Raw genomic sequence first — 25,385 nt, 5'->3', positions numbered from 1 at the left:
AAGGGCCCCAAGGGTACGATGCCAAAGCAGGTGTCGCCTATCCCCCGTGAGGTCGCCCATGGCCACCCCGACCGGCTGGCGGCGAGAAGGCAATCTGCCGTCGGAGCTGACCAGCTTCGTGGGGCGGACCCGCTTGCTCGCCAACCTCAAGCGACATCTCGCCGAGTCGCGGCTGGTGACGGTCACGGGCATCGGCGGTGTCGGCAAGTCCCGCACGGTGCTTCGGCTGGCGCACCAGATCCGCTCCCAGTACGAGGACGGCGTCTGGTTCGCCGACCTGGCCCGGTTGCAGGACGCCGGGATGGTCAAGCACACCATCGCGTCGGCGCTGGGCATCGCCGACCAGTCGTCGCGGACCGAGTCCGAGTCCCTGTCGGAGTGGGTCGGCGAGCGCGACATGCTGCTCATCATCGACACCTGCGAGCATCTGGTGCAGGGCTGCGCCGAGCTGGTCGAGGAGTTGCTGGAGCGCGCTCCCAACCTGAAGGTGCTGGCCACCAGCCGCCAGTCGCTGCACTTGCCCTACGAGCACGTGGTGCCCGTTCCGCCGCTGCAGGTGCCGGGCGACGACCCGACCGAGAGCCTGTTCACCAATGAGTCGGTGCAGCTGTTCGGGGCTCGGGCCGGCGCGGTGATGCCCGATTTCGTGCTCGACGAGCAGAGCATCGGGGCGGTGGCCGAGCTGTGCCGCCGGCTCGACGGCATTCCGCTGGCGATCGAGCTGGCGGCCGTACGCCTGCGGGCGCTGTCGGTCGATCAGATCCTGGGGTTGCTGGCCGACCGGTTCAGCCTGCTGGCGGGAGCCAGTCGTACGGCACTACCGCGCCATCAGACGCTGCGCGCGGCGATCGGATGGAGCCACGAGTTGTGCGAACCGGCGGAGAGACTGCTGTGGGCGCGGCTGTCGGTGTTCGCGGGCGATTTCGAGCTCGACGCGGCCAGGTTCGTGTGCGCCGACGACCGGCTGCCGTCCGAGGACATCACCGACCTGGTCACCGGGCTGGTGGAGAAGTCGATCCTGCTGATCAGGAGCAATCACGCCGGAGTCCGCTACAAGCTCATCGACACGCTGGCGGAGTACGGCGAGGAGTGGCTGGACAAGCTCGGCCAGACCGAGCAGATGCGGCGCCGGCATCTGGAGTACTACCTGAGCCTGGCGCAGCGCAGCGAGGACGCCTGGTCGGGGCCGAGGCAGATCTACTGGTTCGTCCGCATGCGCCAGGAGCACGACAACGTGCGAGTGGCCCTTGAGCACGCGCTGCGGTCGCCCGGTGAATCCATTCTGGCGCTGACCCTGCTGTCGTCGCTGTGGTTCATGTGGGTCTGCTGCGGATTCGTACGCGAAGGCCGGCTCTACCTGGAACGCGCCCTGCAGGCCAACCCGGGAGTGAGCAAGCAGCGCTGCAAGGCTCTCTGGGTGCTGTCCTACGTACGCAGCGGCCAGGGCGACAGCGCCGGTGCGCTGGCGGCGGCCGAGCAGTGCAGCACCGAGGCGGTCAGGGTCGGCGACTCCAAGGCGGTCATCCTCGCCTCCAAGATGCAGGGGACGGCGGCCCTGCTGCAGGGCGACCTGCAGAAGGCCAGCGCGCTGCTGGGTGTGGCGATCGAGTTCAACACTGACAACAAGGAGCTCAACCCGGGCCTGCTGCCGGCCATCGTCGAGCTGTCGCTGGTGCTGTCCGCGCAAGGTGAGCTGTATGAGGCCGAGTCCCTGCTGCAGGACTGCCTGCAGGTGTGCCGCGAACGCGGCGAGCTGTGGCTGAGCTCGTACGCGCAGTGGTCGCTGTCCATCACCCGGCTGGCGACGGGCCGGGCCGAGGACGCGCTGCAGAGTGCGCGTGAGGGACTGCGGATCAAGCGCCACTTCCACGACACGCTCGGCACGCTGCTGGTGCTGGAGACCACGGCCCGGATCTTCGCCGTCATGGACCAGGCGCCGCTCGCCGCGCGACTGCTCGGCGCGCTCCATCAGAACTGGAAGACGGCCGGCCTGCCCATGCTCGGCGCGCCGTTCCTCACCAGCGACCACGAGCAGTGCGTCAAGGAGTGCCAGAAGGTGATGGGCGAGGACTCCTACAAGAACGCCTTCGAGGAGGGCACGCGGCTCGACCTCGATGAGGCGTCCGCGCTCGCGCTCGGCGAGCTGGACGCCCCAGGAGATCTCGACTAGACGGCCTGCGGCCAGCACGTACCGATCGGCCAGGCGTGGACATAGCGGGCGCTGCCGAGCGAGAACGCGATGTGCCCGCGCACCCAGTGTTCGAGGCCGCGTACATACTTGTGCACCGGTAACGAGGCCCAGTGGTCGAGCGCCGCGCGCCGGTCGAGGAAGGCGGCGATGGCTTCGTTGTGCATGTTCGCCACTTCTTGCAGCGCCTCTTGCAGCGTGAGGGTCTTGTGCGTGGCCAGCACCGTGACGAGGTTGTGCCGGGCCTTGTCGTTGCCGCGCTCCTTGGCGTACGACAGCAGGTCATTGTCCCAGCCGATGAGGTCGCAGGCGAGGTCGGAGAGCGCGCGCACGTCCGGATGGTGCCATTCCTCCGCTTCCAGCCGGTAGCCGCCGCATGCGTCGATGAGCGCGAGGCAGGTGTACGTGGCCCCGGTGATGCGGCGCATGAGCACGTAGTCCTCGGGCGTGGGGATCAGGTCGACCTCGCGGTTGGCGGCCTCCCAGATCTGGGCGAAGAGGTACTCCTTTACCGTGATGCGCCACCTGTCCACTTGCGCGGGGGTGGCGGTGTCCGAGATTCGGTGGAGCAGCTCGCACAGGGCGAGCCCGAAGGGGTCGGTGACGTCCGGGTCCTTGCGGCCGTCGAGGATCTCGAGGAGCGGCGGAAGGGCGCGGGCCAGCGCAGAGGCCCGGTGTCCCATCAGCTCGCCCTCGCAGAACGCGTCGTCGAACGCGAAGAGCCAGTTGTACCAGTCGTTGATCAGCCTGAGACTGTCCCGCGGCACGAGGGGGTTGGTACGTGCGGCGAGCAGGCCGATCTTTGAGCGCCGGAAGTGCTCGATCGTGTCGGCTCCGGCGAGCATGTGCGAGGCGGCCAGCCATGCGTGGCTTTCCGAGTCGATCTCTGTGGCGTGCACGTTGATCTCGTTCGGGAACGGGCATGGCAATGGAGGGATGCGAAGCGGTCGCCTACTGAAGGAGTGCGCAGAAGTAACCACCTTCCCAGCATGACGATGGACTGTTCGAAAGGCCACACTCGATAACTTCCCGGACATTTCGCCATATTTCACGCTATTTGCCGATTTGCCGGAACCATTCAAGGAACTGGTCGTTCGCGAACATCCGCGCCGTGTCCACCGCCGAGGGGGCTCCGGCCGCCGGATCCGCGCCCGCGTCGAGCAACGCTCTGACCACGGCAGACTCCTTCTTGAACACGGCACCCGCCAGAGGTGTCTGGCCACGGTCGTTCGCTCTTCCCGGGTCGGCGCCCAGCTCGGCGAGCATCCGGACGGTCGCGGCGTGACCGTGATAAGCCGCAAGCATCAGCAAAGTGTCACCTTTGCTATTGGTGAGATTTGCCGGAACCCCGGCGTCCACGTAGGCGCGCAACGTCTCCGTGTCGCCCGCCCTGGCCAGGTCGAACATCCGTGTCGCGAACTCTTCGAGCTCCGGATCCTCGTCCATGTCCACCATTCTCCCTCGATAGGGTGCCTTGCACGGAATCGTTGCGGCTCGTCGTAGGTTCTGGAGAGAGTACCTAGGGAAAGGCTGTCCAACCGTGTTCGACCCGACGGATCTCTACAAGCTCGCAGAAGATGCGCCCGAGCTGGCCGATCCCGTGCTCTTGTACCACTTCGACGGCTTCGTCGACGCGGGTGGTGCCGGGCGCCTCGCGCTGGGCCACCTGCTGGCTGAGCTGGAGCACCGGACCGTGGCGACGTTCGACGTGGACCGCCTCCTCGACTATCGCTCGCGGCGGCCCATCATGACCTTCGACACCGACAGATGGGTCGAGTGCGAGAGCCCCGAGCTGGCCGTCTACGCCGCGAAGGACGCCACCGGCACCCCCTTCCTGGTGATGAGCGGACCCGAGCCGGACCGTGAGTGGGAGCTGTTCACCCGGGCGGTCGGCGCCCTCATCGACCAGCTGAAGATCAGCAAAATTGTCACGTTGCACGGCATCCCGATGGCGGTCCCGCACACCCGGCCGCTCGGCATCACCATGCACGCCAGCCGTCCCGAGCTGATCAATGCCCAGACCAGCTCCTTCGGCCGGGTACAGGTGCCGGCCAGCGTGGCCGCCCTGATCGAATTCCGGCTCGGCTCCCAGGGGCACGACGCGCTGGGGTACGCGGTCCACGTGCCGCACTACCTGTCGCAGGCCGAATACCCGCACGCCGCGGTCGCCGCCCTGGAGGCGGTCACGCGGGGCACCGGCCTGCTCTTCCCGCTGGACGCGCTGCGCGAGGCGGCCCAGCGCACCACGACCGAGATCGAGGAGCAGATCCAGGCCTCGACCGAGCTGTCCACGGCGATCAGCGGTCTTGAGCAGCAGTACGACGCGTTCGCGGGCGGCACCGACCGCGAGAACCTGATCGCCGAGGCCACCCCGATGCCCACGGGCGACGAACTCGCCGCCCAGTTCGAACGCTTCCTGGCCGAACGCGACGACGAGTAGGAGCGGCCCACGAGGCGCGCCTCCGCCGCACGCCAGGCCAAAGACGCGAGCGGCCCCACCCGCACGCCGGACCGATCACGGCGAGAGACCCCCACCGCGCCGGGTGATGGCGGTGGGGGCTCGCGTTACGCTGGGCCGATGAGCGAGATCGAGGTCGGCCTGGTCGGGTACGGCACGGCGGGCGCGTTCTTCCACGCGCCCCTGATCCACGCCACGCCCGGCCTGCGGCTGTCCGCCGTCGTCACCGGAAACCCGGCGCGAGCCGACGAGGTGGCCGCCCGCTACGGCGCGATCCCCGTGCCCGAATTGGCCGGGCTGTGGGACCGCTGCGACCTCGTGGTCGTCGCCTCACCGAACAAGACCCACGTGTCGGTGGCCACCGAAGCCCTCACCCGCGGCAAGCCGGTCGTGGTCGACAAACCTCTCGCCCGTACCGCCGAGGAGGCCCGCGAGCTCGTACGACTGGCGGCCGAGCGCGCCCTGATGCTGACCGTCTTCCAGAACCGGCGCTGGGACGGCGACTTCCGCACCCTGAGCCGGCTCACCGCAGAGGGCCGCTTCGGTGAGGTGCTGCGCCTGGAGTCCCGGTTCGAGCGCTGGCGGCCGGTGCCCAAGGGCGGCTGGCGCGAGGCCGGCGGCCCCGAGGAGGTCGGCGGCCTGCTCTACGACCTGGGCAGCCACCTGGTGGACCAGGCGCTGCAGCTGCTCGGCCCGGTGCGCGACGTCTACGCGGAGAGTGACATCCGGCGCGAGGGGGTGGCGGCCGACGACGATACGTTCATCGCGCTGTCCCACGTCAGTGGCGCCCGGTCACACCTGTGGGCGGGTGCGCTGGCCGCTCAGGGCGGGCCGCGGTTCCGGGTGCTCGGGTCGCGGGGGGCGTACGTCAAGTACGGGATGGACGTGCAGGAGGAACAGCTGCGCGCCGGGATCTCGCCCGGCTCGCCGGGGTTCGGCGAGGAGAGCCAGGAGATGTGGGGGCTTGTCGGGACGGAAGACGACAAAACTGCGGTCCCTACCGAGGCTGGGGCGTACCTCGACTTCTACCGCGGCGTCGAGTCCTGCCTGCGCGCGGGCACGCCGCCGCCGGTGAGCCCCGACAGCGTGATCGACGCGCTGACCGTCATCGAGGCGGCCCGCCGGTCGGCGGCCGAGCGCGTTGTCGTGCGGCTGCGGCAGGGTGCGGCTGAAAGAGCCTGATGCGTCGTCACACGACCGTCTCGGTCCCCGGTGACGGTCCGTGGCGGCTGAGGTCCTTAGGAGAGATCCCCCCTCCGGGGGAGCAGGAGCAGACGGCTCATCGCGGCAGGCGTACCAAGGAAGAACGGCCGGAGGGCCTACTCGCGTAGGCGGGCCCGCATCGTCTCCGTGTCGGTCTCCGTCCATCCGTGTGACTCCAGCCACGCCGCCGGCCCGCCGAACCGTTCGTCCAGCACCGACAGGAACTGTTCCATGTACCGCGCCCGCGGCATGTGGTCGTCCGCGGGCCGTGAGTCGAGGTCGTCGCGGTACGTGGCGCTGCCCCGCAGCCGCCGCAGCACCTGCTCCAGCCGCTCCCCGGTGGCCACGTAGTCGGCGATGATCCCCTCCCGGGTGACGCCCGTCACCTCCAGGGCCAACGCCGACAGCACCCCGGTGCGGTCCTTGCCGGCCGCGCAGTGCACCACGGCCGCGCCGTCGTTCAGCGCCATCGCCCGCAGCGCGGCCACCACCGCGTCGGGCCGATCCCGCAGGTAGCCGTAGTAGAAACCGGTCATCCGCAGGTCCTCGTCCAGCTCACGCTCCTGCCAGGGCAGCACCCGGTCGCCGTCGATGGTGTCGGCCTCGACGTCGGTGTGCCTGCCTCCCTCGGCGAACAGGGTCAGATGGTGATGCGTCACCTCGGGCATCAGGGTCAGCGGCCCGGGGCCCTCCAGCGCGACCTCGGCGTTGGAGCGGAGGTCCACGACGTGGCGCAGTTTGAGCTCGCCGACCAGCCGGGACACGTCCTTGTCGGTGAGCCCTTGGAGATTGTCCGCCCGAAAAATCCGTCCGTAGCGGGTGACGCCGCCGTCATGGGTGGTGAGTCCACCCAGGTCGCGCACGTTGACGGCGCCTTCCAAATCGATCCATCGCGTCATCTCGTTCATTGATTAGACCCTATATGTCGCTTAAAAATGAGCGGATTCGAGGTTCATAACGCAGCATGAACGGTATGGATCCGCGTGCTCTGCCCCCGAGGCTGGTGATCGACCCATCCCTGTCTCCGGACATCTCCATCCAGCTGCGATCCAGCCCGCACATCCTCCGCATGGCCAGAACCGGCCGGCAGATGAGCTCCTCCTTCAATCCCGTCCTGCTGCTCGTCCTTCCGGCGCTCCTGATGATGATCTGGGCCGTGACCGACACGAGCGGCGCGATCGTGGCCGCGCTCGGGATGAGCCTGATCGCGCTGCTGCGGTGGATGGCCGTGGACTCGACGAACCGGGCGGCCAAGAAACGTCTCCGGCTCGCCTCCGAGTACGCCGCCCACTACGTCCTACCCGAAGATCTCGACCATCCCTGCCAGATGCTGCTTCGCCGCGCCCAGGACGCCGTGGACGCGATCCTGAACTCCCAGGTGAACAGGGCAGGGCTGATCGACACCATCGACAATCGGGTGACGTTGCCGGAGGAGGTGTGGCAGATCGCCCAGCGGCTGGCCAAGCTGTCGTCCATGCACGCCGAGCACGGCCGGCTCATCCCCCGCGACCTGCCCACCGGCATGGAGGACGCCTTCAAGCCGTACACCACCGCGCTGGACGCGGCCTGGACGTCGCTGTCGCGGCGGGTGCGCCACCTGGAGAAGTACGCCAAGCAGGTGGTCAAGGCGGACAAGGTCTTCCACGCGCACCGGCGGCTGGAGGCGCTGGCCGCGCGGACGCCGGACTACCAGCAGCTGATCGCCGAGACCGTCCACGACGAGCGGGCCCGTACGCACATCAAGGAGCTGTCCGACCAGGCCGCGCACGTGCGCAAGCTGTTCGAGGAGAGCATCTTCCAGGCCCGGCAGGCCGCCGGTGAGCTCATCAGAGCTCCCCTCCCCTGATCAGGACTCCACTTTCCTCAGCAGCTCCAGCGTCCTGCGCATGCCGGCCTCGTTGCCGAGGCTGCGGTAGATGTCCCTGGCCTGTGTCAGGGGCTCGACGGCCGCGCGCGGCCCACCCGAGTCGAGGTGCGCCTCGCCGAGATAGCGCAGGCTGAGCGCCATCCACCACCGGTCGTCGAGCTCCTCGAAGGCGTGTACGGCCCGGCGCAGCTCACGCTCCGACTCCTCGATCCGGCCCAGCCTGGCCAGCGCCCGCCCGGTCGACAGCGCCGTGCGCGCCACTCCCCAGGAGTCGCCGAGGGCCACCAGGATCTCCTCCGCCCGCCGGACGAAGTCGAGCTCGCGCAGCCCGTTGGACGGGTCGCCGACCTCGCCGGCGGCGCGCAGGCAACGGGCCTCCTCCCACAGCTCGCCCCGCTGCCGGAACATCTCGGCGGCGCGGTCGAGGCTGAAGCCGGCCTTGGTGAAGCCCTCCAGAGCCGCCCGGTGCTCGCCTTCGCGGTGCCGGCCGCGGGCCTGCGCGGCGAGCACCTCGCCATAGGCACGCAACGTCTGGGCCTCGGAGTAGCGGTTGCCCGCGTGCTTGAACACCTCAAGGGCGTCTTCGAGCAGCTCCCTGGCCTCCTCGGGCCGCCGCTCGGCCAGCCGCATCTCGGCCAGGTTGCGCTGGGTGCGGGCCATCCACCAGAAGTCCTCTTCGCCCTTGAAGGAGGTGATGGCACCGATCAGGTAGGACTGCGCGCGGTCGAGGTGGCCGTCGTTGAACAGGCCCATGCCGATCGCCCGCATCGCCCGGGCCGCCCACCACGACTCGCCCAGGTCGGTGAAGATCTCCAGCGCCTGCTCGGCGCCCGCCCTGCCCTGCTCGTGCCCGCCGAGACCACCCTGCACGGCCGCGCGGTCGAGCAGCGCGATGCCCAGGGCGCGCCGGTCGCCGGTGCGCCGCGCGGCCTCGCAGCCCGCCTCGGCCACGGCGTGCCAGTCGGTCCAGTAGGCGCGCAGCGAGTGGCACAGCGAGCAGAACGCCCTGGCCAGGCCCGAGGTCAGCTCCCACAGCTCCAACTGCCTGGCCAGGTTGATCATGGCGAGCAGCGAGAGCCGCTCGGCGTTGAGCCAGTCGCCCGCGTGCGTCTGCCCCTCGATGCCGGAGCTGCGCCCGCCGCGGCTCCAGTCCTGCGGCCAGCGTTCCTGGGCCGCCTCCTCCGCGCGGCGGCGGTAGCCGTACAGCACCCGCTCGATCGCGGCCCGGCGGCGGCCCTGGTCGTCCTCCTCGGCCAGCTCGGTGGCGAACAGCCGGACCAGGTCGTGCAGGCGGTAGCGCATGGCGCCGGTCTGGTCGACGCCCGAGCTCTCGGCGAGCTGCGCGTCGATCAGCGCCTCCAGCTGGTCGGCGCCGTCGAGCCCGGAGATGTCGAGCAGCTCGCCCGCCACCCAGCCGGGCACGTCGGGCGAGGTGAGCGCGGACAGCAGGCGCAGCAGGCGGCGCTGCATGCCGGTGCAGTCGTCGTAGCTGAGCTGCACAGAGGCGCGCACGCTCTTGTCGACGGTCTGCGCGAGTTCGAGCTGGTCGAGGCGGCGGCGCTCGTCGGCCAGCCGGTCGGCCATCTGGCGCAGCGTCCAGTGCTCGCGGGTGGCCAGCCGGCCGCCGCAGATGTTGATCGCCAGCGGCAGGTAGTCGCAGATCCGGACGATCTCCTTGGCCGAGGTGAGGTCGTCGACCACCCGGTCGCCGCCGGCCAGCCTGGCCAGCAGTTCCACGCCGTGGGCCTCGCTGAACACGCCCAGCTGGGTGTCATAGGTGCCGTTGAGGAACAGCGGCTGGCGCGAGGTGACCAGCACGGCGCACCCCGGTTCGGCCGGGATCAGGGGCTTGACCTGGTCGGCGCCGTGCGCGTTGTCGAGGCCGATGAGGATCCTGCGGTCCTTGGTCCAGGTCAGCCAGAGCTTGCGCAGCTCGTCGAGGCCGCCGGGATCGGTGGTCAGCCGGACGCCCAGCGCGCGCAGGAACCCGATCAGCACCTCCTCCGGGCGCACCGGGGCGTCGACGCCGCCCCGCAGGTCGGCGTAGAGGCGCCCGTCGGGGAACGCGCCGGCGACTTCCTGCCCGAACCTGGCCGTCAGCGCCGACTTGCCGACGCCGCCCCGGCCGTACACGGAGACGACCAGCGGCGGTGAGACACCGCCGGCCTTGGACTTGCGCCGCTCGCCGAAGACCGTCCGCAGCTCGGCGAGCGACTCGACGCGCCCGGTGAAGTGCTCGGGCACGGGCGGCCACTGGTCCGGCGGACGCGAGGACGGCTCGGCCGTGATCTCGCGCTTGGGCCGCGCCTCGGTCGTGGCCCAGGTGGTGAGCCCGACGAGGAGCGCCGCGATCATCGTCACGCCCACCTTCGCGACGGGCGGGATGTCCCAGTCGACGGAAGCGGCCAGGACGCTGGCCGCCGCGGCCGCGATGCCGGCCGAGACCGGCGCGGCCCATGGAACCTTCCTACGCCGCGAACGCGGCTTCTCCGGCAGCTGCCCTGTCAAGGACCACCTCCGGGGGTGATTCAAGCGGATGGGGTACGGCCCGCGCCAGCCGTACCCCGTCCTTAAGCTAAAGGCCGATCACCGGACAGGTGGCCGTCACCGTCTTGGCCGGGTCGCTCTCCGACGTCGCGGTGAGCTTGACCTTGCCGAGCCGGTCACCACCCGAGGCGCGCACGGCGTTGACCGTGACCACCTCCTGCTTGCCGAAGTCGACGGCGGCCAGGGCGTTGGGCAGCTGGGCGGTCCAGCCCTTGCCCTGCACCTCGGCCTTGAGCCGGTAGACGTCGGAGTTGAGGTAGGCGCTGACATCCTCGGGGTGCTGCCCCTGCGCCGGGGCCGCCTTACCGGTGTTGAACAGCGGGAACTTACAGCTCGTCACGCCCTTGCCGGCCGGGATCCCGGCCGCGGGCAGCAGCTTGACGCCGCGCTTCTGCGGGCCCGCGCCATCGAGCGAGCGGATCGCGACCGTGTACGACAGCGTGCCCTTGCGGTCGCGCTTCAGGTCGGTCACGTAGAAGTGCAGGCGGTTGGCCTGGTCGACGTACTCGTACTGGCTGCCGGAGCCGGTGCCCGCGTGGAAGAGGGCGTCGGACAGCTGGCGGTAGTCGCCGATCGTGATCGGCACCTTGGTCCCGTCGGGCATGACGTAGTCGGTCATCCCGATGTCCTGCGGGTTGGCGTCGATCACCCACTCGAACGGCGAGCGGTCCTGGTTCTTGGTCTTGGCCACGAGGACGCCGGAGTCGGGGGTGAAGGAGTCGGTGCCGACCCGGTCGACGACCTCGACCGTGTAGTTCTCGTAGCCGCCGCCGTCGCAGAGCGGGTTGGTCTGCGTACTGCAGGCCGGGCTCTTGTCGCCGGTGTCGAAGGAGATGTTGACGCCCGACAGCTCGTTCTGGCCCGGCTGTACCTCGCGGGCGATGACCCTGGCCTTGACCAGGCCCGACTCGTCGAGGGCCTCACGTGACAGGCGCAGCACGTTCTGCTCGTCGACCATCGCCAGCTTGATCTTGTTACGCAGCATGTGCTGGGCGCCCATGGACGCGCCGGAGGTCGGCGGGATCAGCCAGCGGGAGTGCGGGCCGCCGGGCCCGTTGAAGCTGCCGCGGCTGAGCATCTCCCAGATGCCGGTGTAGGCGCGGCGGGCGGGGACGCCGTACGGGTTGTTGTAGTTGTCCAGTACACCGAGGATGTGGCTGAACTCGTGGGCGTACACGGCCATGCCGGAGCTCTCGGCCTGGACGGAGTCGACGCCGATGTTGGCATTGGGCCAGAAGTTGGAGCCGGCCTGCCAGGAGGTCCAGTCGACGTAGCGGGTCTGGGCCCAGTTCGGCAGGGCGGGGTCGGGCGGACCCCACTCGTCGGTCACGTCCTCTTTGGTGGGAAATTTCATCATCCCGAACTCCTGCCAGGTGGACGACTCGTCCTGGCCGGCGCTCACGTAGAAGATGAAGTCGAACTGCTTGGCCGCCTCTTCGCCGATCGCGCCGATGAACGCGGCGTGACCGTCGGTACGCAGGTTCTTGTCGCACGAGTCGCCCGCCGGGCATGCGGTGCCGCCCTGGAACTCCATGGCGTACTCGTGGTCCTTGCCCGGCATGGTGTACGGCCCGAAGCCGGTCAGCTCGACCCCGTAACGCCCACCGGAGTCCTCCATCCAGTACTCGTGGATGGTGTGACCCTTGTTGAGGTCGTTCGGGGTGTTGAGGAAGTCCTGGTAGAACTTCGCCACCTGGTCACGCGGGATGTCGTGGGCCTCGGCGCTCGGGTTGCGGTAGATCGTCGAATTCTTGGGCTGGGTGACCACGAACTGCTGGTTCGGGTAGTCCAGGAGCACCAGCGCGCCCTTGAAGGTGCGCTTGGAGCCCTTGACGGCCGGGTCGTTCCAGCGGGTGCCCGGCACCTTCTTGTAGTCCGCCCACGTCATGTGGTCGGGGTTCTCCCAGTTCTGCGGGTCGATGGGCGCGATGCCGCCCACCGAGCGGCTACGCAGCGACTGGGCGTCCGAAGGCGCGTCCTGTTGCCAGGGCTGGGTCTGCGGCCAGTGGTTCTGCCGCCAGGGGTACTCGGGATCGTCTGTGGGGGGTGCTGCGGAAGCCGGGGTCGCCACAAGGCTCATCGGAATCAGCACGAGGGCCGCCAGCAGACCTTTCAGCAGCTTCTTGGGGGCAATCACGGATCGACGTTATAGACGAAGTTGACGGAGATCACCGATCAGTTGTAGGGAAGACTTGTGGCGTGTCCTCCGACAAATGACGAAATATCCAGGTGACGTGGTGGCGGATCTCCAGCGGACCGTGGACGAGCTGGCCGCTCGCCTTGACAGACCGCTGTTGCTGGAGGACCGCGTGCAACGCGTCGTCGTCTACAGCGAGCAGAACGGCGCCATGGACGACGTCCGCCGCGACTCGATCCTGCGCCGGCACTCCACGCCCGAGGTACGCCAGTGGGTACGCACCGCCGGGATCCACGAAGCCACCGGGCCGTTACGCATCCCGGGCGCGCCGCATCTGGGCCTGCTCCCCCGGGTCTGCGTTCCGGTACGGCACGAGGCCGGGCTGCTGGGCTTCCTCTGGTTCATCGACTCCGGCCCGGCCATGTCCGGCGCGCGGATCGCCCAGGCCGCCGCGGTGGCGCCGGCCCTGGCCCTGACGCTCTACCACGAGAGCCTGGCCACCGGGCTGGCCTCGCACCGGGAGCTGGAAGCGGTCACCGGCCTGCTGCTCGGCGAGCGGGACTCGGCCCGGCAGCTGATCGAGGCCGGCGCCTTCCCGCAGGCTCAGCCGGTGACCGTACTGGTGGCCAGACCGCTGTCGGACGAACCGGACGAGGCGCTGCGGCTCGCGCTGGAGCAGGGCCTGCTCGCGCTGCGGCGACGGCTGAGCGGGCACCACCCGCTGCACCTGGTCCGCTACGACCACGCCGTGCTGCTGACCGCGGGCGGCGCGATGGCGGCCGACGAGCTGCACGCGGCGATGTCGATCCCGGTGGTGGTCGGGATCGGGCGGGCCAGGCCGGCGCTCGCCGAGGCCGCCGAGTCGTACACGGAGGCGCGGCACGCGGCCGAGGTGGCCGCCCGGGTGCCCGATCTCGGCCGGTCGGTGGAGTGGGCCCGGCTCGGCGTCTACCGGATGCTCACCCATCTTCCACACCACGAGCTGCATCCGGGGCTGGCGGACCTGCTCGCCGACGAGCAGTATCTGCCGCTGCTGGAGACGCTGGAGACGTACCTGGATCTGGCGGGCAGCGCGGTGGCCACGTCGCGGGCGCTGCGCCTGCACCGCACCTCCCTGTACTACCGGCTGCAGCGGCTGGAGGAGCTGGCCCGCACCGACCTGAAGGACGGCGGCGAGCGGCTGGCCCTGCATCTCAGCCTCAAGCTCGCCCGGCTCTCCGGCAGCTACCGGCCCAGGGAAGCGCGGCCCAGCACATGATTGCATGCCTGGCCCAGCTCACGTTTAATGCCCAGAAGGAACGCCCAGCAGGTAAAGACCAGAAAATCTAAGCCCAGCGGGCAAATCCAGCAGGTCATCCGACGGGAGGTCCTCTTGCCGTCCGCGAAGCGTGCCGCATCTGGCCGAGCGCCGAAACTCGGCAGGCGCACGCCCGCGCCCATCGTCCTCCACTCCGCCCCGCTGGTGCTGCCGATCGGCGCCGACCCGCTGCGCGGCGCCGCGATCGCGGTCCGGGGCGAACGCGTCCTCCAGGTGGGGCTCCGGGAGGAGCTGCTCGCCTACTTCCCCGTCACCCGGGAGCAACGCTGGCCGGGGATGATCGTGGCGGGGCTGGTGGACGCCTGCGCCACGGCGGCCGTGCCACCACCCGGGGTGACCGCGAGAGCCGGCGTCGCCGCCGACCCGGCCGAGCCGGCCCGGCTGCCCGGCGTCTCCTACGTCGAGGTGTCGTACGAGTCCGAGCAGGTCTGGGAGGAGACCGGGCGCGACGCGGTCATCACCGCGATCCGCGAGGTCGATCGGCCGCGTACGGTGGGCATCGCCGCGTACACGCCCGACCCACAGGTGCTGGAGGACGTGGCGGTGCTGGCCAGGACCTTCGGCCTGCGGCTGCTGGCCGACCTGGACCGCCATTCGCCCGCGGCGCTCGACGAGGCGGGCATCCTGGGGCCGCACTGCCATGTGGCCTGCGACCGGCCGCTCGATCCTGGCGAGCGCAAGCTGCTGCGGCTGCGCAAGAGCGTGGTCGCCCTCTGCCCGTCGCCGCCCGACGACCTGCCGGCGCTCCTGGACGAGGGCAACCGCGTCGCCTTCGGCACCCGCGCCCCCGCCTCGGCCGGCCCGGTGGCCGATCTGCTCACGCTGGCCAGGTCCATCAGGCAGTACGCCAAGGAGCGCGGGCAGCGATCACCGGGACTCGACCGCAGGCTGGTCGAGGCCGCCACGCTGGGCGGGGCGCGGGCGCTCGGCATGTCGAGCGGGGCGGGCCGGATCGGCGCGCTGGGGCCGGGCAGCCGGGCCGACTTCGCGGTGTTCGACGCCCGCGGCCGTTACCCGTACGCCGCCCTGCTGAGCGGGGCTCCCTGCCTCGCCACGGTCGTCGGCGGCACGGTCGTCGGCGGCACGGTCGTCGGTGGCACAGTCGTCGGTGGCACGGTCGAAGGCGGCGCGGTCGTCGAGAGCTGAGCGGTGCCTAGCGTGGCTGGCCGTCGATCACCCCGAGCAGCTCCTTGAGCTGGTCGCGCTGGTCCTCGGACAGGACCGCGAACAGGTCCTGACCCGCCTGCCTGCGCGCCTCCCGCGACCGCTCGTGCATCGCGCGGCCCGTCGGCGTGATCACGACCAGCGTGGAGCGCCTGTTGGCCGGATCGACCTCCCTGCGCACCAGGCCCGCCTGCTCCAGGGTGTCGATGACGGGCGTGACCGAGCGCGGCACGATCCTGAGCTCATCGGCGAGCTGCACCATCCTGAGCGGCCGGTCGGCGTCGGCGAGCGCGCGCAGCGCCCGCGCCTGCCCGGGGTTCACGCCGAGGGGCGCGAGACGATGAGCGTAACCGTGCCGCAGGCGGCGGCTGACCCGGTGCAGGAGCTCCGACAGCTCCACGTCCTCCATGCCGGATAGCTTAGCCGGAATAAGTATGAGTTAGCCTCTGTTTGAGGGAGCATCTGATTAGGAGGCCTGCTTGGCCGAGGAACCACGCGCGCCCTTGCGGCGCATCATCAAACTCTTCCGCGCCTACCGGGGGCGGCTGGCCGTGGTCGGCGCCCTCATCCTGCTGTCGTCACTGGTCTCGCTGGCCTCGCCGTTCCTGCTGCGCGAGGTGCTGGACGTGGCGATCCCCTCCCGCGACGCCATGCTGCTCGCGCTGCTGGCCCTGGGCATGATCCTGGTCGCGATCATCACCAGTGTGTTCGACGTGCTGCAGACGCTGGTGTCCACCACGGTCGGCCAGCGGGTCATGCACGACCTGCGCACCGCCGTCTACGGCCACCTGCAGCGCATGTCGCTGGCCTTCTTCACCCGCACCAAGACCGGCGAGGTCCAGTCGCGCATCGCCAACGACATCGGCGGCATGCAGTCGGTGGTCACCTCCACCGCCACCTCGCTCATCTCGAACCTGACCACCGTGATCGCCACGGTCGTGGCCATGCTGGCGCTCGACTGGCGGCTGACCGTGATCTCGCTCCTGCTGCTGCCGGTGTTCGTGGGGATCAGCCGCAAGGTCGGCGAAGAGCGCCGCCGCATCACCACCGAGCGGCAGCGGAAGCTGGCCGTGATCTCGTCGATGGTGCAGGAGTCACTGTCGATCAGCGGCATCCTGCTCGGCCGTACGATGGGCCGCTCGCCCGCGCTCACCGAGCGCTTCGCCGACGCCTCCGACGAGCTGGCCGAGCTGGGCGTGCGGTCCAGCATGGCGGGGCGCTGGCGGCAGTCGTCGATCCAGATCGTCATGGCCGCGATGCCCGCGCTGGTCTACTGGGCGGTCGGCTACACCGGCGTGATCTCCGTCGGCACGCTGGTGGCGTTCACGACGTTGCAGGTCAGCCTGTTCAGGCCGGCGGTGTCGCTGCTGCGGCTCGGGGTCGAGGTGCAGAGCTCGCTCGCGCTGTTCGGCCGCATCTTCGAGTATCTGGACCTGTCGATCGACATCCACCCGGGCACGCGTACGCTGAGCGACGTCCGCGGCGAGGTCCACTACGAGCGGGTCGACTTCTCCTACGACGAGGAGCCCACGCTCAGAGACGTGGACATCACCGTGCCGCCGGGCACCAGCCTGGCCGTCGTCGGCGAGACCGGCTCCGGCAAGACGACGCTCAGCTACCTGCTGCCCCGGCTCTACGACGTGACCGGCGGCCGGGTGACCATCGACGGGGTGGACGTCCGCGACCTCACCTTCGAGACGCTGGCCGAGACGGTCGGCGTGGTCTCCCAGGAGACGTACCTGTTCCACGCCACGATCGCCGAGAACCTGCGCTTCGCCCGGCCGTCGGCCACGGACGAGGAGCTGGCGGAGGCGGCCAGGGCGGCGCGCATCCACGACCACATCGCCTCGCTGCCCGACGGCTACGAGACGCTGGTGGGCGAGCGCGGCTACCGGTTCTCCGGGGGCGAGAAGCAGCGGCTGGCCATCGCCCGCACCCTGCTGCGCAACCCGCCGGTGCTCGTGCTCGACGAGGCGACCAGCGCCCTCGACACACAGACGGAGCGGGCCGTACAGGAGGCGCTGGACACCCTCGCCGAAGGCCGTACCACGATCATGATCGCGCATCGCCTCTCCACGGTCCGCGACGCGGACCAGATCGTGGTCCTGGACGGCGGCCGGGTCGTCGAGCGCGGCACGCACGACACGCTGATGTCGCTGGAGGGCCACTACGCGGCCCTGGTGGACCGGGACCGCCCACTCGAACCGGTCTGACCGGCCCGTGAGCCGCCGGCGTCCGTCCCTGGAGAACGCCGGACCGCACACCGTAATGTCGGACAGGTGCACACCACCAGATACGCCCCCAACGGCATGGTGTCCAGCGTCGACCACCTCGCCTCCTCCGCCGGAGTGGCGGCGCTGGAGCGCGGCGGGTCGGCCGCCGACGCGGCCATCGCCGCCAACGCCGTCCTGGCCGTCACGGCGCCGCACATGTGCGGGCTCGGCGGGGACCTGTTCGCCCTGATCCACGATGGCTCGGGATCGGCCAACCCCGGACATGAGGGCGCGGTCGGCCCTGGGCAGGCAGGCGCGGTGAGCGCGCTCAACGCGTCCGGGAGGGCCGGCTCGGGCGCCGACCCGGACCGGCTGCGCGCCGAGGGACACCGGCGCATGCCGCACCAGCACGACATCCGCTCCGTGCCGGTGCCCGGCTGCGTGGACGGCTGGCTCGCGCTGCACGCCAGGCACGGCCGTCTCCCGCTCGCCGACCTGCTCGAACCGGCGATCCGCCTGGCCCGCGACGGCTTCCCCGCCTCCCCGCTCATGCTCGCGGGCGCGCGCGTGGCGTCCCAGAGCCCCGGCAGTGGCGACTTCGCGACCGTACGCAGGGCGGGCGACCGCGTGTCGCGACCCGGCGTCGCCCGTACGCTCAAGGCCATCGCCGCGTCGGGACGCGAGGGCTTCTACGGCGGCGAGTTCGGCGCGGGCCTGCTCGAAGTCGGCGGCGGCGAGTACGCGGAGTCCGATCTGGCCGGCCCGCTCGCCGACTGGGTCGAGCCGCTGAAGGTGCGCGCCTTCGGCCACGACGTCTGGTCGATGCCGCCGAACTCCCAGGGTTACCTCCTCCTGATGTCTCTCGGCATCGTCGAAGGGCTGAGCCTGCCGGTCTCACCGGGCCATGCCGCCTGGGCCCATCTGCTGGCCGAGGCCGCGCGCATCGCCGGGCACGACCGTCTCGACGTACTCCATGAGAGCGCGAAGGACCTGCTCACCCCCGGCGAGATCGCCCGCCGGCGCTCACTGATCGACCCGGCGGCGCCGCTGAGCGTGCGGGCCCCGAGCGCTGACGGCGACACGACCTATCTGTGCGCGGTGGACGGCGACGGCATGGGCGTGTCCTTGATCCAGTCGAACGCGGCCGGGTTCGGCAGCCTGCTGTTCGAGCCGCGTACCGGGATCAACCTCCACAACCGGGGCATCGGCTTCTCGCTCACGCCCGGCCATCCCGCCGAGTACGCTCCCGGCCGCCGCCCGCCCCACACCCTCGCGCCCGCGCTGATCACCCGCCCGGACGGCTCGCTCCGCTCGGTCGTCGGGACGATGGGCGGCGACGCGCAGCCGCAGATCCTGCTCCAGGTCATCACCCGGCTGCTCAGGTACGGGGAGACGCCCGGTCAGGCCGTCTCCGCGCCCAGATGGCGGCTGAGCCCCGGCGACACCGGCTTCGACACCTGGGCCGCCCCGACCGACCCGGTCATCGACCTGGAGGAGGGCGCCACCTGGGCGGACGGCCTGTCGGCGCTCGGACATGAGGTGTCCGCCCGGCCGTACGGGAGCGCGTTCGGGCACGCGCACGTCATCGACGTACGCCCGGACGGGATGCTGGCCGGGGCGGCCGATCCACGCTCACTCATCGGCGCCGCGCTCGGCCGGTAACGGTATTACCAGGGGCAGGGTTCGGGGCGTGGCGCTGGGTAGGAGAGCGCGTATGACCGAACAACCTCCGGACAGGTACGGCTTGAGCGACGAGCAGCGGATCGAGGTCGACGAATGGACTGACGACCTCGGTCTCAGCCACGACATAGAAGAGGACGACCCCGCGCACGAGGACACGCTCGACGAGCGACTGCGGCGCGAGGCGCCCGACCGGGAACGCGCCCCCCGCCCCTCGCACCGGCTCACCCAGCCCGACGAGGGGCTGGCACCCGACACGGAGAGCGAGGAGTGGGGCGAGGATTGGGGGCAGGACGACGGCGACCTCTCCGCCGAGGAACGCGCGGTCCGCGTCGACCCCGATGACGAACTGAGGTGAGCCGCTCCAGCGCGGACGGCAGACCGTCGTGACGGACTCAGGCGAGCCGCCCCAGTGCGAGATGAGGAACTCAGGCGAGCCGCTTCAGCGCGGGCAGCAGGGCGGGCAGATCGTCGACGATCATGTCGGCGGCCCGCGCCTGCGGCCGCTCGGCGTGCAGATACCCCCAAGGGCCCCGGCGCAGCAGCGCCGTGCGCATGCCCGCCCGAGAAGCGGGGAGCACGTCGTTGTCCAGCCGGTCCCCCACATAGAGGATCTCGGCGGGCTCCCGCCCGGCGATGGCCGCCACCTTGGCGAAGAACTCGGGAGCGGGCTTGGACACCCCCCAGCCCTCAGAGGTGTGCACCGAGTCCACGGGTAGGTCCATGGCGACCAGCGCGTCATAGGCCCTGGACGGCTGGTTGCCCGCGACGATCACCTGGTATCCCGCCTCACGCAGGGCCTTGAAGGCCTCGCGTACGTCGGGGTAGAGGTCGTCGGCGTCGAAGTGGTTGCGCAGGCTGTGGGGTTCGTCCCGCTCCCAGGCCGCCATCTCGGCCTCGATATCGAGGCCGGGCCGTACGAGCTGGAACGCCTCGCTGTGGGAGCGGTCGAGCGCGGCCATTCCGCCGAGCGCGCCCATCAGCACAAAACTGCTCACACCGAGCCGGTCGGCCCAGCGGGACCAGATGCGGGTCTCGTCGATGAGCGTCTCACCGACGTCGAACACCACTGCCTTGATCATCAAACCTCCTGGATAGTCCCCCCAACTGTACGGATTCCTCATCAATCTCCAGCAAGGGGACATGTCATCCGCTAACGGGCGACGCCAAGGACCGGCGTGCCCTAGGAGCACCGCGTGCCGAATGACAGCCTGCCAATGAGGGACATCTCGGGACGGGCGGCTTGAGCTTCCTGGGTTTTGGAGTGTGTTCGACTCGGGCACGTGGAATACTTAGCGTGCCCGTTCGAATACGAAGGGACAGATTCACATGGTCGCCTTGACGATTCGCCCCGAGAGCGCCGCGCTGGAGCAGGCGAGCGCGTGCGACGCCGCCACCCCCAGCGCGAGCCGTCTGCCCAGGACCGCTCGGGAGTTGTTCGATGCACTCCCCCCTCTGCCCGGTCTCCGGCAAGAGGTCATCGAAGGGAACTTGATCGTGAGCCCTATGGGCAGCCCTGAGCAGGGCTGGATTGCCATGGACCTGTGTGAGGCCCTTCTGCCCCTCAGGAAGGAGCGCGGCTGGCGGGCCGCCGTAAGCACCGTGAGCATCTGCATCGAGGGCTCACATGACTCAGCGACACCTGACTATGTACTGTCGCCACCGGATTGCCGCCGCTGGGGCGAATACGAGCTGCTGTCCTCCCATCTCTTCCTGGTGGCCGAAGTGGTCTCACGGAGCAGCGTCCATCGCGATCACCACGAGAAGCGGGAGATCTACGCGCAGGGCGGGGTGCCGGTCTACCTGTTGATCGATTCGATCGCCGAGCAGCCGACCGCCACAGTGTTCAGCGCCATCAAGGACGGCGCCTACAGCACGACGACCAAAGTCGCCATGGGCACCCCCCTCTACCTGCCCAAGCCGATCGACTTCGAGCTCGACACCTCCATCTTCAAAGCGTGAGCCGCTCCACACGAAGGGACCAACTCAATGGTGACCACCTCTCGCAAGCCACACGCGAAGTGTCAGTGGACCAGTGATCAGCGCATGCCCGCAACCGCACGGGAGATGTTCGATGCTCTGCCGCCCCTCTCCGGCTTCCGGGCCGAGGTCATCGAAGGGAATCTGATCTTGACCCCCGTTGGGAATCCCGAGCACGGCTCCTGCGCAATGGCGCTCTTCCGCGCGCTCATACCTGTCCTGGACGAGCATCGTTGGAAAGCATGGACCGGCAACGTCGATGTATGCATCGAGGGTTCACGAGACCCGGTCGAGCCTGATTTCGTCCTGGCCCCAGCCGATTGCCCCCGCTGGGGCGAACGCGAGCTGCTGTCCTCAGGCCTGATCATGGTCGCCGAGGTCGTCTCCACCAGCAGTGCCCGAAGAGACCGCGAAGACAAGCCCCCTCTCTACGCGACCGGCGGCGTGCCGATCTACCTGCTGATCGACACCATCGCCAAACCACCGTCCGTCACCGTCTACAGCGGCATCGACGACGGTGTCTACCGGACCACGGCCACCGTGCCCGTCGGGACCCCGCTCCGGCTGCCCGCCCCGATCGACTTCGAGCTCGACACCTCCATCTTCAAGGCGTGAGCCTCAAGGCGCGAGCTTCTCCATCGCCTTGGCGATGCGCTTCTCCGACACCGGCGTGGGCGTGCCCAGCGTCTGGGCGAAGAAACTGACCCTGAGCTCCTCGATCATCCAGCGGATCTCCAGCACGTCCGGATCCGCGCGCCGTGCCGGGTGGAGCCTGGCCAGCAGGTCCTCGTAGGCGTCCTCCACCTTGTGCACCCGGTCCATCCACTCCTCGTCACGCCACGGCTCCTCGGGGAGCTTGGTCAGGCGGCGTTCGATGGCTCGGATATAGCGGAGTATGTCGGGTAGGCGGCGATAGCCCGTCGCGGTGATGAAGCCCGCGAAGACGAGTTTGCCCAGTTGGTCGCGGACGTCCGAGGTGGAGGCGCTCTGCCGCAGGGCGTCGAGGCGGGTGCCGATCGCGTGCCACACGGTCAAGATCTGCTCCGTGCGCCCCAGCACCTCGGCCGAAGTCTCGTACACGTGCGCGCGTACGTGCTGATAAAGCCGGTCGAACGAGACCGGGTCCCAGGCGGGGCCGCCCAGGTCGAGCATGAGCTTGTCGATCGCCGCGTTGACCACGTCGTCGAAGAGCGCCACCGCGCCCCCGTGCGGGCTGCGTGAGAGGGCCAGTTTGGCCTGGTTGGACAGGCCGCCCAGTAGCGACTTGGCCGGATTTGTGACGTTGAGCAGGAGCAGGCGGCGGGTGCCGGGCCAATGGGAGCGGCGCTGTTCGGCCGCCGTCTCGAAGATCTTGATCGACACGGAGTCGCCGTCGTCCACCAGCGCCGGGTAGCCCTTCATGCGGCCCTGCTCGAAGACCTTGGGCAGGGTGCCGAAGCTCCAGGTGTGCAGGCCCGACTGCTCCAGGTCGTCGGCGGCGGCCGAGAGCGTCTTGCGCAGGCGCGGCGCCAAGCGCCGCTTGAGGGCGTCGAGGTCTTTGTCCTCGGCGATCGTGCGCTTGCGCTCGTCGATCACCCGGTAGGTGATGCGCAGGTGGTCGGGGACCTGGTCGAGCTGCCAGGCGTCGTGCGGCACGCGTACGCCGGTCAGCCGCAGCAGCTCCCGCTCCACGGCCTCCAGCAGGGGTTCGCCGCCCTGGCGTACGCCTTCGAGCACCTGCTTGGCGTAGTTGGGAGCGGGTACGAAGTTGCGGCGCAGGTGCTTGGGCAGCGACCGGATCAGGGCGGTGATCAGCTCGTCGCGCAGGCCGGGGATCTGCCAGTCGAACCCGTCGGAGCTGACCTGGTTGAGCACCTGCAGCGGCACGTGCACGGTGACGCCGTCGGCGTCGGCGCCTGGCTCGAACTGGTAGGTCAGCTTCATCCGCTGGCCGAGCTGCCGCCAGGCGTCGGGGTAGTCGTGGGCGCTGACGTCGGCGCCCTCGTTGACCAGCATCTCGGGCGAGTAGGTCAGCAGGTCGGGCTCGGTGGTCCTGACCTTCTTCCACCAGGAGTCGAAGTGGCGCGCGGACACGACGTCGGCGGGGACGCGCTGGTCGTAGAAGTCGAACAGGGCCTCGTCGTCGACCATGATGTCGCGCCGGCGGGCCCGGTTCTCCAGCTCCTCGACCTCTTCGAGCAGCTTCCGGTTGTCCTGGAGGAAGCGGTGGTGGCTGTCCCAGTCGCCTTCGACGAGCGCGTGCCTGATGAACAGCTCGCGTGACAGGTCAGGGTCGATGCGGCCGTAGTTGACCTTCCGCCCGGCCACCAGCGGCACCCCGTAGAGGGTGACCTTCTCCAGCGCGATCACCGCGCCCTGGTTCTTCTCCCAGTGCGGCTCGGAGTAGGTACGTTTGACCAGGTGCTGGGCGAGCGGCTCGACCCAGTCGGGCTCGATCTTGGCGTTGACCCTGGCCCACAGCCGGGAGGTCTCGACGAGCTCGGCCGACATCACCCACTGCGGCTGCTTCTTGGCCAGCGCGGAGCCGGGGAAGATGGCGAAGCGGGCGTTGCGGGCGCCGATGTACTCCTGGATCGGGCGGCGCCCGTCGGCGGCCCGCTTCTCCATGACGTCCTTGACGCCGATGTGCGACAGGAGGCCCACGAGCAGCGCGGCGTGCACCTGCTGCGGGTCGGCCTGCCGGCTCCCCGGCTGGGCGCCGAGGGACTGGCGGATCTGGCTGTAGATGTCCTGCCACTCGCGTACGCGCAGATAGTTGAGGAACTCCGACTTGCACAGGCGGCGGAAGGCGCTGGAGGACAGCTCGCGCTGTTTGTCCCGCAGGTGGTTCCACAGGTTGAGGTAGGACAGGAAGTCGGACTCCGGGTCGGCGAAGCGGCGGTGCTTCTCGTCGGCCTGCTGCTGCTTGTCGACGGGCCGCTCACGCGGGTCCTGGATCGACAGTGCGGCGGCGATGACCATGACCTCGCGCAGGCAGCCGTTCTTCTCGGCCTCCAGGACCATCCGGCCCAGGCGCGGGTCGACGGGCAGCCCGGCCAGCTTGCGCCCGATGCCCGTGATGCCGCCCTGACCGTCGAAGGCGCCCAGCTCGTGCAGCAGGCTAACGCCGTCGCGTACCTGGCGGCGGTCCGGCGGCTCGACGAACGGGAACGCCTCGATGTCGCCCAGCCCGATCGAGGTCATCTGCAGGATGACCGAGGCGAGGTTGGTGCGCAGGATCTCCGGGTCGGTGAACTCCGGCCGCTTGAGGAAGTCCTCCTCCTCGTAGAGCCGGATGCAGACGCCGTCGGAGGTACGGCCCGAGCGGCCCTTGCGCTGGTTGGCGCTCGCCTGCGAGATGGCCTCGATCGGCAGGCGCTGCACCTTGGTGCGGTGGCTGTAGCGGGAGATGCGCGCGTAACCCGGATCGACGACGTATTTGATGCCCGGGACGGTCAGCGACGTCTCGGCCACGTTGGTGGCCAGCACGATGCGGCGGCCCGTGTGGCGCTGGAACACGCGGTGCTGCTCGGCGGCGCTGAGCCGGGCGTACAGCGGCAGCACCTCGGTGTTGCGGAAGTCGGCCTTGTCCAGCGCGTCGGCCGCGTCGCGGATCTCCCGCTCGCCCGACAGGAACACCAGGATGTCGCCGGGGCCCTCGGTGACCAGCTCTCGGCAGGCGTCGACGATGCCCTGCGTCTGGTCGTCGTCCTCGTCGAGCGGCCGGTAGCGCACCTCGACGGGGTAGGTGCGGCCCGAGACCTCGACGATCGGGGCGTCGTCGAAGTGGCGGGAGAAGCGCTCCGGGTCGATCGTGGCGCTGGTGATGATCAGCTTGAGGTCGGGGCGCTTGGGCAGGAGCTGCTTGAGGTAGCCGAGGATGAAGTCGATGTTGAGGCTTCGCTCGTGCGCCTCGTCGATGATCAGCGTGTCGTACTGCTCCAGCAGCCGGTCGTTCTGCAGCTCGGCCAGCAGGATGCCGTCGGTCATCAGCTTGACCAGGGTGCGGTCGCTCGCCTGGTCGGTGAAGCGCACCTTGTAGCCGACCGCCTGGCCCAGCTCGGTGCCCAGCTCTTCGGCGATGCGCTCGGCCACCGTACGGGCGGCGATGCGGCGCGGCTGGGTGTGGCCGACCAGGCCCCTGACACCGCGGCCCAGCTCCAGGCAGATCTTCGGGATCTGGGTGGTCTTGCCGGATCCGGTCTCCCCGGCGATGATCACGACCTGGTGGTCGCGGATGGCCGCGAGGATGTCGTCCTTGCGCTGGGATACGGGGAGATTTTCCGGATAGCTGACTTCTGGTACGGCTTCGCGGCGCCGGGCGAGGCGTCGCTCGGCACGTTCCACGTCGGCGAGGATCTCCGCGGTGATCTTGTCCCGGGCCTCGCGAGAGCGTACCCGGCGCACGCCGTCGAGCCTGCGCCGCAATCGCCGCTGGTCGCGCGGCATCAACTCGGGCAGGCGGGACTGGAGCTCGGTGAGTGGAGAGGACAACGCAGAGGTTCCCATACTGCTATCAGGATATTTGAGCTCCGCGTCCCCGGAGCCAACCCACCATGCTGCCCGACGGCGGCGGTGTCCGCATCCGAATATCCGCTCGACCGTGATCCCCAGGTCGGGCCCACGCTCCCCCGAACATCCGGTCGACCGT

General features: G+C 69.7%; 19 protein-coding genes. 11 read left to right on the top strand and 8 right to left on the bottom strand.

Annotated features, from left to right (window positions below; genetic code table 11):
- The first annotated feature begins 46 nt into the window (after window positions 1–46).
- Window positions 47–2,170 (top strand): ATPase, encoded by a 2,124-nt coding sequence (locus tag AB0L53_RS36455; RefSeq protein ID WP_364004014.1) that lies wholly within the window; start codon window positions 47–49, stop codon window positions 2,168–2,170.
- Here AB0L53_RS36455 and AB0L53_RS36450 read toward each other — a convergent pair.
- Together AB0L53_RS36450 and AB0L53_RS36445 are read right to left on the bottom strand one after the other, a co-directional pair.
- Entirely contained in the window at window positions 2,167–3,087 is a 921-nt protein-coding gene (locus AB0L53_RS36450) for a hypothetical protein (protein WP_364004011.1), read from the bottom strand. The two genes, AB0L53_RS36455 and AB0L53_RS36450, sit on opposite strands and share 4 nt — an antisense overlap.
- Window positions 3,088–3,241: 154 nt before the next feature.
- On the bottom strand, window positions 3,242–3,643 hold the full coding sequence (locus AB0L53_RS36445; protein ID WP_364004008.1) for an ankyrin repeat domain-containing protein: 402 nt from the start codon (window positions 3,641–3,643) through the stop codon (window positions 3,242–3,244).
- A gap of 85 nt (window positions 3,644–3,728) precedes the next feature.
- Here AB0L53_RS36445 and AB0L53_RS36440 point away from each other — a divergent pair, with 85 nt between their 5' ends.
- Together AB0L53_RS36440 and AB0L53_RS36435 are read left to right on the top strand one after the other, a co-directional pair.
- Window positions 3,729–4,628, top strand: a complete 900-nt coding sequence (locus AB0L53_RS36440) for a PAC2 family protein (protein ID WP_357940625.1) — start codon at window positions 3,729–3,731, stop codon at window positions 4,626–4,628.
- 138 nt (window positions 4,629–4,766) lie between these two features.
- Entirely contained in the window at window positions 4,767–5,828 is a 1,062-nt protein-coding gene (locus AB0L53_RS36435) for a Gfo/Idh/MocA family oxidoreductase (RefSeq protein WP_364004005.1), read from the top strand.
- A gap of 137 nt (window positions 5,829–5,965) precedes the next feature.
- Here AB0L53_RS36435 and AB0L53_RS36430 read toward each other — a convergent pair whose 3' ends face one another.
- Complete coding sequence (locus AB0L53_RS36430) at window positions 5,966–6,757, bottom strand: tyrosine-protein phosphatase (RefSeq protein WP_364004003.1); 792 nt, start codon at window positions 6,755–6,757, stop codon at window positions 5,966–5,968.
- 65 nt (window positions 6,758–6,822) lie between these two features.
- On the opposite strand from AB0L53_RS36430, the gene AB0L53_RS36425 reads away from it, so the two are divergent.
- Window positions 6,823–7,695, top strand: a complete 873-nt coding sequence (locus AB0L53_RS36425; protein ID WP_364004000.1) for a hypothetical protein — start codon at window positions 6,823–6,825, stop codon at window positions 7,693–7,695.
- On the opposite strand, the gene AB0L53_RS36420 is transcribed toward AB0L53_RS36425, so the two are convergent.
- Window positions 7,696–10,224, bottom strand: coding sequence for a tetratricopeptide repeat protein (locus tag AB0L53_RS36420; RefSeq protein ID WP_364003997.1), 2,529 nt, complete (start codon window positions 10,222–10,224; stop codon window positions 7,696–7,698).
- Window positions 10,225–10,291: 67 nt separating this feature from the next.
- Complete coding sequence (locus tag AB0L53_RS36415; protein WP_364003994.1) at window positions 10,292–12,400, bottom strand: M6 family metalloprotease domain-containing protein; 2,109 nt, start codon at window positions 12,398–12,400, stop codon at window positions 10,292–10,294.
- Window positions 12,401–12,476: 76 nt separating this feature from the next.
- Between AB0L53_RS36415 and AB0L53_RS36410 the strand changes: the two genes are divergently transcribed.
- Window positions 12,477–13,658 (top strand): helix-turn-helix domain-containing protein, encoded by a 1,182-nt coding sequence (locus AB0L53_RS36410; RefSeq protein ID WP_364003991.1) that lies wholly within the window; start codon window positions 12,477–12,479, stop codon window positions 13,656–13,658.
- Between the two features lie 114 nt (window positions 13,659–13,772).
- Window positions 13,773–14,864, top strand: coding sequence for an amidohydrolase family protein (locus AB0L53_RS36405; protein WP_364003988.1), 1,092 nt, complete (start codon window positions 13,773–13,775; stop codon window positions 14,862–14,864).
- A gap of 7 nt (window positions 14,865–14,871) precedes the next feature.
- Here the strand turns inward: AB0L53_RS36405 and AB0L53_RS36400 are convergent, their stop codons facing one another.
- A complete protein-coding gene (locus AB0L53_RS36400) occupies window positions 14,872–15,291 on the bottom strand; it encodes a MarR family transcriptional regulator (protein ID WP_364003985.1) in 420 nt (139 codons plus the stop codon).
- Window positions 15,292–15,361: 70 nt separating this feature from the next.
- On the opposite strand from AB0L53_RS36400, the gene AB0L53_RS36395 reads away from it, so the two are divergent.
- The 3 genes from AB0L53_RS36395 (at window position 15,362) to AB0L53_RS36385 (ending at window position 19,133) form a co-directional block, all read left to right on the top strand.
- Window positions 15,362–17,095, top strand: coding sequence for an ABC transporter ATP-binding protein (locus AB0L53_RS36395; protein ID WP_364003982.1), 1,734 nt, complete (start codon window positions 15,362–15,364; stop codon window positions 17,093–17,095).
- Between the two features lie 66 nt (window positions 17,096–17,161).
- A complete protein-coding gene (locus tag AB0L53_RS36390; RefSeq protein ID WP_364003979.1) occupies window positions 17,162–18,757 on the top strand; it encodes a gamma-glutamyltransferase in 1,596 nt (531 codons plus the stop codon).
- 52 nt (window positions 18,758–18,809) lie between these two features.
- The gene (locus AB0L53_RS36385) at window positions 18,810–19,133 is read left to right on the top strand and encodes a DUF5709 domain-containing protein (protein ID WP_358545239.1); all 324 of its coding nucleotides are present in this window, start codon (window positions 18,810–18,812) and stop codon (window positions 19,131–19,133) included.
- Window positions 19,134–19,203: 70 nt separating this feature from the next.
- Here AB0L53_RS36385 and AB0L53_RS36380 read toward each other — a convergent pair whose 3' ends face one another.
- A complete protein-coding gene (locus AB0L53_RS36380; protein WP_364003976.1) occupies window positions 19,204–19,857 on the bottom strand; it encodes an HAD family hydrolase in 654 nt (217 codons plus the stop codon).
- Between the two features lie 256 nt (window positions 19,858–20,113).
- Between AB0L53_RS36380 and AB0L53_RS36375 the strand changes: the two genes are divergently transcribed.
- Together AB0L53_RS36375 and AB0L53_RS36370 are read left to right on the top strand one after the other, a co-directional pair.
- Window positions 20,114–20,737 carry a Uma2 family endonuclease gene (locus AB0L53_RS36375; protein ID WP_364003973.1) on the top strand — a complete coding sequence of 208 codons (624 nt, stop codon included), beginning with the start codon at window positions 20,114–20,116 and terminating at the stop codon, window positions 20,735–20,737.
- Between the two features lie 84 nt (window positions 20,738–20,821).
- A complete protein-coding gene (locus AB0L53_RS36370; RefSeq protein WP_357940596.1) occupies window positions 20,822–21,370 on the top strand; it encodes a Uma2 family endonuclease in 549 nt (182 codons plus the stop codon).
- Window positions 21,371–21,373: 3 nt separating this feature from the next.
- Here the strand turns inward: AB0L53_RS36370 and hrpA are convergent, their stop codons facing one another.
- Window positions 21,374–25,243: an ATP-dependent RNA helicase HrpA gene (gene hrpA, locus AB0L53_RS36365; RefSeq protein WP_364003969.1), complete on the bottom strand. Its 3,870-nt coding sequence runs from the start codon at window positions 25,241–25,243 to the stop codon at window positions 21,374–21,376.
- Window positions 25,244–25,385: the final 142 nt, after the last annotated feature.

It is taken from the genome of Nonomuraea sp. NPDC052129, assembly GCF_040680095.1.
In the GTDB taxonomy this organism is placed as follows: Bacteria; Actinomycetota; Actinomycetes; order Streptosporangiales; family Streptosporangiaceae; genus Nonomuraea.
Note: the sequence above shows the minus strand (reverse complement) of the source record. Positions and strands in the feature narration are given on the sequence as shown.